The organism is Mycobacterium intermedium, from assembly GCF_002086275.1.
Taxonomy (GTDB): Bacteria; Actinomycetota; Actinomycetes; order Mycobacteriales; family Mycobacteriaceae; genus Mycobacterium; species Mycobacterium intermedium.
Genome location: NZ_MVHT01000148.1, coordinates 1 through 9,022, shown reverse-complemented (window position 1 = coordinate 9,022; position 9,022 = coordinate 1). Strand labels below are relative to the sequence as shown.

The 9,022-nt window shown below is 61.7% G+C and carries 1 protein-coding gene; it reads left to right on the top strand.

Annotated features, from left to right (window positions below):
• Positions 1-9,022: beta strand repeat-containing protein (locus tag BST27_RS34685; protein WP_139805436.1), on the top strand; the 9,022-nt coding region annotated here is incomplete at both ends.

Below are 9,022 nucleotides of genomic sequence, written 5' to 3'. Positions count from 1 at the left end.
TCCACTACGCTACAAACGCGGCCCACTCAGAGGCTGCACACCCATAAACCGGTGTGCATCAAACCCGGGGTGGTTCAATGTCAACACCGGCGCTTTCATCTCGGGCAACTACAGCAACGGGATGTTGTGGGCGGGCGATTACCAGGGCCTCAACGGCTTTGCGGGCGGGTCGTCGTTGCCGCCGATCCCGGTAGGGCTTGGTGTCAACGCCGACATCGGCCCCATCACCCTGTTGCCCATCCAGATTCTTCCCACCATTCCCCTGCACATTCACCGCACCATCTACATTCCGCCGCTGGTCGTTCCGGAAATCACCATTCCGGCATTCGGCGGTGGCATGGAGATACCGATCAACGTCGGTCCGATCACCATCTCGCCCATCACCTTGTTCCCCGCCCAAAACTGGGGTCCGCTGGCCTTGCCCATTCGCGCTTTCAACGTGTTGGGGCAGGTAACCATCCCTGGGATCATCGCGCCGGATGGCTCGGTCACTGGACCCACCATGATCGACACCAGAATCCCCGCGCTTGGGCTGACCGTCTCCTGGAATAGCCCGAAAGTCGAGATTTTCCCGAACGGCATCAGCATTCCGGACAACCCGCTCGCGCTGCTTGCCACGGTGCACGTTGGGACGCCCGGTTTCACCATTCCGAGCTTCGGCATCACCGAACAGTCCACCCTGTTCACGATCGATATTGACGGTCAGATTGACGGCTTCACCATTCCGGCGATCACGATCGACCGCATCCCGTTGGATATCGGGGCCGGTGTGAATATCGGTCCCTTCCCGATTCATGGCCTGGATATCCCGGCCAATCCCGGGTTCGGGAATTCGACGACCACACCGTCGTCGGGGTTTTTCAACACCGGCCCGGGCGGGACGTCTGGTTTCGGAAACTTCGGTTCGGGGGTGTCGGGCTGGTGGAATCAGGCCTCGACCGCGGCGCTGGGTTCGGGCTCCGGTTTTGCCAACGCCGGCTCGCTGCACTCGGGCTTGCTGAACTTCGGTTCGGGAGTGTCGGGGCTCTACAACACCGCCGCCCTGGCGGCACCGGCATTCGTCTCAGGACTCGGAAACGTCGGACAACAACTGTCGGGATTGCTGTCGGCGGGAGACGGCCTGAGTCGCGCGTCGATCGCTGTCGGGTTGGCCGACGTCGGCAGCATGAATATCGGGTTGGGCAACATCGGCGACTTCAACGTCGGCGCAGCCAATATCGGAGCGTCCAATGTGGGACTCGGCAACCTGGGCGCCGGCAACTTCGGGTTCGGCAACGTCGGCAGCGGCAACTTCGGGTTCGGCAATTCTGGTCTGGGCGCGGGCCCTACGGGAATCGGCAATATCGGATTCGGCAATGCGGGCAGTGGCAATTTCGGGTTTGCCAACATCGGCCTGGGCAACATCGGGTTCGCCAACACGGGTAACAACAACTGGGGCATCGGGCTCACCGGTGACAACCTGACCGGTATCGGAGGCCTCAACTCCGGTGCGGGCAACATCGGACTGTTCAACTCCGGCACCGGCAACGTCGGGTTCTTCAATACCGGCACCGGCAATTCTGGACTGTTCAATTCCGGTAGCTACAACACTGGGATCGGTAACTCGGGTATCGCCAGCACTGGATTGTTCAACACCGGCAATTTCAACACGGGTCTAGCCAATGCCGGCCATTACAACACCGGCAGCTTCAACGCCGGCAACACCAACACCGGTGACTTCAACTCGGGAAGTGTGAACACGGGCTGGTTCAACACCGGTCACGCCAGTACGGGGCTCGCCAACGCGGGCACGGTGAGCACCGGCGCGTTCATGACCGCGAACTACAGCAACGGCATGTTCTGGCGGGGTGATCACCAGGGACTGGCCAGCGCCTACTTCGGTCCCTACGTCGCTCAATCGCTGGTCACGATGCACGCCAGCGGGTCCATCGGCCCCATTCACGTCGCGCCGATTCCCGTACCGGCATTCCACATCGGCATCACCGAGGCGGTTGTGGGCTTGGGCCCCATCAACATCACGCCCATCACGGTGCCACCGATCCCCATCCAAGCATGGGGATCCGTGGACCTCGGAGCAAACTCTTACTCACCCATTTTCGCGCTCGAATCACGTTCGGACTCCCTGTGGTTCAGCATTGCTCCGTTCGCCTTTCTCGACCCCCTTATCACGGTCGGGCGATTGGGCAACCCAGCGATTGGTCTCTCGCTGACGAACGTTTCAATCGGCGGCGTTCAGATCAGCGGTCCCACCATCGGTAGCCCCATTCCCGTAAGCATCAGTCTGAATACCGGCTCATTAACGTTGCTGCCCAACGGTTTCACCATTCCGGCGCAAACCCCGGTCGCCTTCGACATAACGGCTGGCAACAACCCCGTCACGTTCTTCGCGGACGGCTTCGTCATTCCGAGGGCGACGGCGGGAATCACCAATTTCTCCGGCGGCCTCAGCGCTTTCACGTTGCTGCCCAACGGATTCACACTTGAGATCCCAGCGGCCGTCGACGGCGTCGTCCACATCGGGCCCATTCATTTCCCCGTCGTCAATGTCGCGCCGACGCCCGGCTTCGGGAATACGACCCTCACTCCCTCGTCGGGCTTCTTCAACTCCGGCGGGGGCGGGGGATCGGGTATTGGAAACGTCGGGGCGGGCATGTCCGGCTGGTACAACCAGGCGTACGACGCACTGCTTGGGGCGAGCTCGGGCTACCGCAACTTTGGTGTATTGGGTTCGGGCGCACTGAATTTCGGCTCGGGACTGTCGGGACTGTATAACTCCAGCACCCTGGCGATGGGAACGTCCGCGCTGGCGTCGGGCATCGGCAACGTCGGCCATCACCTCTCGGGTGTGTTGGCCGCGGGTTCATCGCTGAGCCAGGGCAGCAGCATCGCGAACATCGGGCTCGCCGAACTCGGCACCTTCAACCTCGGTCTGGGCAACGTCGGCGACTTCAACGTGGGCGCGGCCAACGTCGGTGAGCACAACCTGGGCTTGGGCAACCTGGGCAGCGGCAACTTCGGTTTCGGCAACGTCGGTAGCGGCAACGTCGGGTTCGGCAACGCTGGTTTGGGCTCGGGGCTGGGTGCCGCCGTAGCGGGGGTGAGCAATTTCGGGTTCGGCAACGCCGGCAGCGGCAACGTGGGGTTCGCGAATATCGGTCTGGGCAATATCGGGTTCGGCAACACCGGCAACAACAACTGGGGGATCGGGCTCACCGGGAACAACCTGACCGGCATCGGCGGCTTCAATTCCGGCAGCGGCAACATCGGTCTGTTCAATTCGGGAACGGGCAACGTCGGCTTCTTCAACACCGGCACCGGCAACTTCGGGTTGTTCAACTCGGGCAGCTACAACACCGGCGTCGGAAATTCAGGAACCGCGAGCACCGGGTTCTTCAACGCCGGCAACTTCAACACCGGCCTGGCCAATCCCGGCCACTACAACTCGGGCAGCCTCAACGCGGGCAATACCAACACGGGCGACTTCAACCCGGGCAACCTCAACAGCGGATGGTTCAATACCGGCCACTCCAACACCGGCCTGTGGAATTCCGGCACGCTGAACACGGGAGCCTTCAACACCGGCAACGCCAACAACGGCATGTTCTGGCGGGGCAATTACGAAGGCCTGGTCGCCATCTCCTACGGCATCACGGTGCCCGAATTCCCGATCATCATCACCACCACCGGCGGTATCGGCCCCATCGTCATCCCCGACATCGACATTCTCCCGCCGCTGCAATTCGCGCTCGGTGGAGATGCGCATTACAGCTTCGCGATACCCGACATCCCCATCCCCGCCATGCAACTGGTGATCAACGGGATCATCGACGTCGATTTCGAGGCCCCGGCCACCACGCTGCTTTCCGCGCTCAACGTGGCCGGAACGCTGGTGACCAGCCCCATCACCGCCTCGAACGTCGTCGGGGATTTTGGCATCACGCTGGCTATTCCGCCGGAACTGCGGTTCATGTTCAACAATCAACCGGAAATCACCCTTGAACTGATAGATCCCATCGTCATTGATTTCGTGACGATCGGCCCATTCTCATTTCCGATCGGCGTGGCTCAAGGCCCCCTGCCCTTGGACGCCATCTCGGTCCACGAGTCAACAGCGCTTGACATCAAGCCCATTGATATCCCGGCGGACCTCATCGACGGAATATCCATGGCCGACATCGTGTCCTTCGATTGGTCCGAGGCCATCGAGGCCCTGTCGATAAAAGGGATGACGATCCCGGCGATTCCGCTCAACTTCGACATTGCCCTGAGTGCGGGACCCTTCCACATCCCGATCATCGACCTCAAAGCGGTGCCGGGGCTGGGGAACTCCAGCACCCTCCCGTCCTCGGGCTTCTTCAACTCCGGCGGTGGCGGCGGCTCGGGATTCTTCAACGCGGGCTCCGCCGTCTCGGGGTTCTTCCACGCTGCGACAAGTTCGGCGGTGGGGTCGGTGTCGGGCCTGGGCAACGCCGGCGGCCTGGTGTCGGGGATGCTGAACTCCGGCACCGGCATTTCGGGGTGGTTCAACGTGAGCGCACTGGACTCCGATGTGCCAGCGGTGATTTCCGGCTTCAGCAACATGGGTGAGCACCTATCGGGGGTGTCGTACCGGGGCCTGCTTGCCGAGCTCACCTACCCCTCGGATTTTGGCGAGATCTTCGAACCGCTGCTCGACGAACTGCGGCAACTGAACATCCTCAACGCGTTGAACCTCGGCAATGTCGGTGGCATCAACCTCGGCTTCGGAAACCTTGGCGACTTCAACGTCGGTGCCGGCAACTACGGGGGAGACAACCTCGGCGGCGGCAATTTCGGCGCACACAACATCGGCTTCGGCAACATCGGCAGCGGCAATCTCGGCTTCGGCAATATCGGCCTCGACAACGTCGGTTTCGGCAATTCCGGTCTGGGCGCGGGTCAAACGGGCGTGAGCAACGCCGGGTTCGGCAATGCCGGCAGCGGCAACTTCGGGGTCGCGAACATCGGGCTGGGCAACATCGGGTTCGCCAACACCGGCAACAACAACTGGGGGATCGGGCTCACCGGTAACAACTTGACCGGTATCGGCGGCCTCAATTCCGGCAGCGGCAACATCGGGCTGTTCAACTCCGGCACCGGCAACATCGGGTTCTTCAACACCGGCACCGGCAACTTCGGGTTGTTCAACTCCGGTAGTTACAACACCGGCATCGGAAACGCAGGAACGGGTAGTACCGGGTTGTTCAACGCCGGTGACTTCAATACCGGTCTTGCCAACACCGGCCACCACAACACCGGCAGCTTCAATGTGGGCCACACCAACACCGGTGACTTCAACACCGGCAACACCAACAGCGGCTGGTTCAACGCCGGCAACACCAACACCGGCATCTTCAACACGGGCAATGTCAATACCGGCGCGTTCAACTCCGGCAACTTCAACAACGGGGTGCTGTGGACGGGTGAGTGGCACGGCACCTACGGCTTCACGCTCAACATCGACATTCCCGCCAGCACGTTGCTGGACTTCGACCAGACGTTTGACTTCGGTCCCATCAAGATCAGCGATCCCATCCACATCGAGGGCCGGGTATTCGACGTCCTCGAACTGATCAAAATCGGGCCCTTCGACATCAAACCGATCCACGTTCCCGAGCTCAAGATCGACATCGACGAAATCAGAGAAATACCGTCCATCGTCTTCTTGCCCGAAACGCCCATTGGCGGAAAGACTTTCACGTTCCCCTGGACCGCCCTGGCCGGTCTGCCGACGGACATCTCGCAGTTCACACTTCCGGTGATCAAAGTGAAGATCCCGTTGCTCGGCGACGACGTATGGACGATCGGGCAAGACAACGGCATAAGCCCCGTTGCTCCGAATTATGCCCTCGAACCGGTCAAAGGCATTACGTTCTTCAGCGGCCCGTCCCTGGGCGCGAGCGGTTTCAACGCGATCACGTTGCCGCTGTTCACCATCCCGGAAATTGCCACCAGCCCCATTCCGCTGCACCTCGAAATCAAGGGCGGTCTACCGGGTTTCACCCTTTTCCCGGATGGGCTGAGCATTCCGTCACAGGCAATCCCGCTGACATTCCGCATGAGCGGGTTCTTGCATCCGATGACTTTCTTCCCGGACGGATTGTGGATCGATTCGCTGCCGCTGCACGCCGCGGTGAACATCAGCGTGCCCGCCAGCAACTTCACGTTGATCCACATCCCAGCGACGCCGGGCTTCGGCAACACCTCGCTCACGCCGTCGTCAGGCTTCTTCAACAGCGGTGCGGGTGGGACATCTGGTTTCGGGAACTTCGGTGCGGGTGTCTCGGGCTGGTGGAACCAGGCGCACGGCGCACTGGCGGGTATGGGTTCGGGATTCGGCAACGCCGGCGCGCTGCATTCGGGCCTGCTGAACTGGGGCTCCGGACTATCCGGCTTCTACAACACCAGCGCGTTGGACATAGGCACGCCGGCACTGGTCTCGGGTATCGGCAATGTCGGCCAACACCTCTCGGGGTTGTTCGCGGCCGGTACCGCGCTCAACCAAACCGCAATCGCCAACTTCGGACTGGCCGACGTCGGCAACTTCAACCTCGGCTTGGGCAACGTTGGCAACCTCAACCTGGGTGCGGCCAACCTCGGCGATCTGAACCTGGGGTTGGGCAACCTGGGCAGCGGCAACATCGGACTCGCCAACATCGGCGACAACAACTTCGGGTTCGGCAACGCGGGCCTATCGGCGGGTGTGCCGGGCACGGCCAACTTCGGTTTCGGCAATGCCGGCAGCGGCAACGTCGGTCTGGCGAATATCGGGCTGGGCAATATCGGGTTCGCCAACACGGGCAACAACAACTGGGGGATCGGGCTCACCGGCAACAACCTGACCGGTATCGGCGGCCTGAATTCCGGGGCCGGCAATATCGGCCTGTTCAATTCGGGGACCGGCAACGTCGGCTTCTTCAACACCGGGTCCGGCAACTTCGGGCTGTTCAACTCCGGCAGCAACAACACCGGTATCGGCAATTCAGGAACGGGCAGCACCGGGTTCTTCAATGCCGGGAATTTCAGCACCGGTCTGGCCAACACCGGTCACTACAACACCGGCAGTTTCAACGCGGGCAACACCAACACCGGCGACTTCAACTCGGGCAACACCAATACCGGCTGGTTGAACAGCGGTCACTCCAACACCGGAATCGCGAACTCGGGCAACGTCGGCACCGGCGCCTTGATGTCGGGCAACTACAGCAACGGCATGTTCTGGCGCGGTGAATACCAGGGCCTATTTCAGTACTCCTACGACTATCCAGTCCCAAAGATCTCCTTCCTGGACATCACCGCCGGTGCCGCTTTCGGCCCCGTCGTCATCCCGCCGATTCCCATTCCGGCGGTCACAGTCGACCTCGGCGGGAACGCCGAACTCGGTGGCTTCCACATTCGGCAGATCGATATCCCCGCGCTCAACCCAGAATTCTTGGGACGCATCGGCTTCGGTCCCATTCACGTCCCGTCGGTGCACATCCCCGGCATCAACCAGATCACCGTGCAGATGCACACCGGCCAGCTGACTGTGCCGTACTCAGCGGTAAGCCCATTCATCGTCTGGACATATCCCGCAGGCAGCATCACGGGCCCGACCTACTACTCAATCGGCGCGGCATTCTCGGCAGGCTCGCCCTTCGCGATCGGCCCCATAGTTTCAAACCTCGGTGCGATCGCCGGGCCGTCAAACTCGTTCGTCAATGTCGTCACTGACGGCTTCGACACCCCGGAAATCAACATCGGCCGAATCGATCTGGGCTTCCACGCGCCCGTGCTGGTCGACCCGATCACCATCTTCCCTGGCGGCCTTACCTTCTCACCGACCAACCTGGTGAATTTCCAGGTCGAAGCCGGCAGTTTCGCCGTCCAAATTCCGGCGATCACCATCCCCCAGATCTCGGCGCATGCCGACGGCTCCGTCTATGTCATTTCCAGCGACATACCGTTGATCCATATCCCGCCGACCCCTGGCATCGGGAACACGACCACTGCTCCCTCGTCGGGCTTCTTCAACACCGGAGCGGGCGGTGGATCGGGTTGGGGCAACTTCGGTTCGGCCATGTCGGGCTGGTGGAACCAAGCCTCTGCTGCGCAATTGGGGGTCGCCTCGGGCTACTTCAACCTCGGCACTTTGGGCTCGGGTCTGCTGAACCTCGGCTCGGGGCTGTCGGGGATTTACAACACCAGCACGGTGGACTTTGCGACACCCGCGATGGTCTCGGGCGTCGGAAACCTCGGACACCACCTGGCGGGTTTGCTGTCGGCGGGCACGGTCTTCAACCATGCCCCCATCCTCAACATCGGGTTGGCCGACATCGGCAACGGCAACCTCGGGCTGGGCAATGTCGGCAACTTCAACCTGGGCGGAGCGAACGTCGGCGACCTCAACCTAGGGTTCGGCAACCTCGGCAACGGCAACTTCGGGTTCGGCAACGTCGGCAACGGCAACTTCGGCTTCGGCAATTCAGGTTTGGGGACGGGTCCTTCCCTGCCGGGCATCAGCAATTTCGGCTTCGCCAATGCGGGCAGCGGCAACGTCGGTGCGGCGAATATCGGGCTGGGCAATATCGGGTTCGCCAACACGGGCAACAACAACTGGGGGATCGGGCTCACCGGCAACAACCTGACCGGCATCGGCGGCCTGAACTCCGGAACCGGCAACATCGGGTTGTTCAATTCGGGGACGGGCAACGTCGGGTTCTTCAACACCGGCACCGGCAACGCCGGCTTGTTCAACTCGGGTAGCTACAACACCGGCATCGGCAACTCGGGCATCGCCAGCACCGGATTGTTCAACGCCGGCAACTTCAACACCGGTCTGGCCAATCCCGGTCACTACAACACCGGCGGTTTCAACGCGGGCAACACCAACACCGGTGCCTTCAACCCGGGCGACGTCAACACCGGCTGGCTCAACACCGGCCACTCCAACACCGGGGTGGCGAATTCGGGCAACGTCAACACCGGCGCCTTTATCAGCGGAAACTACAGCAACGGCACCCTG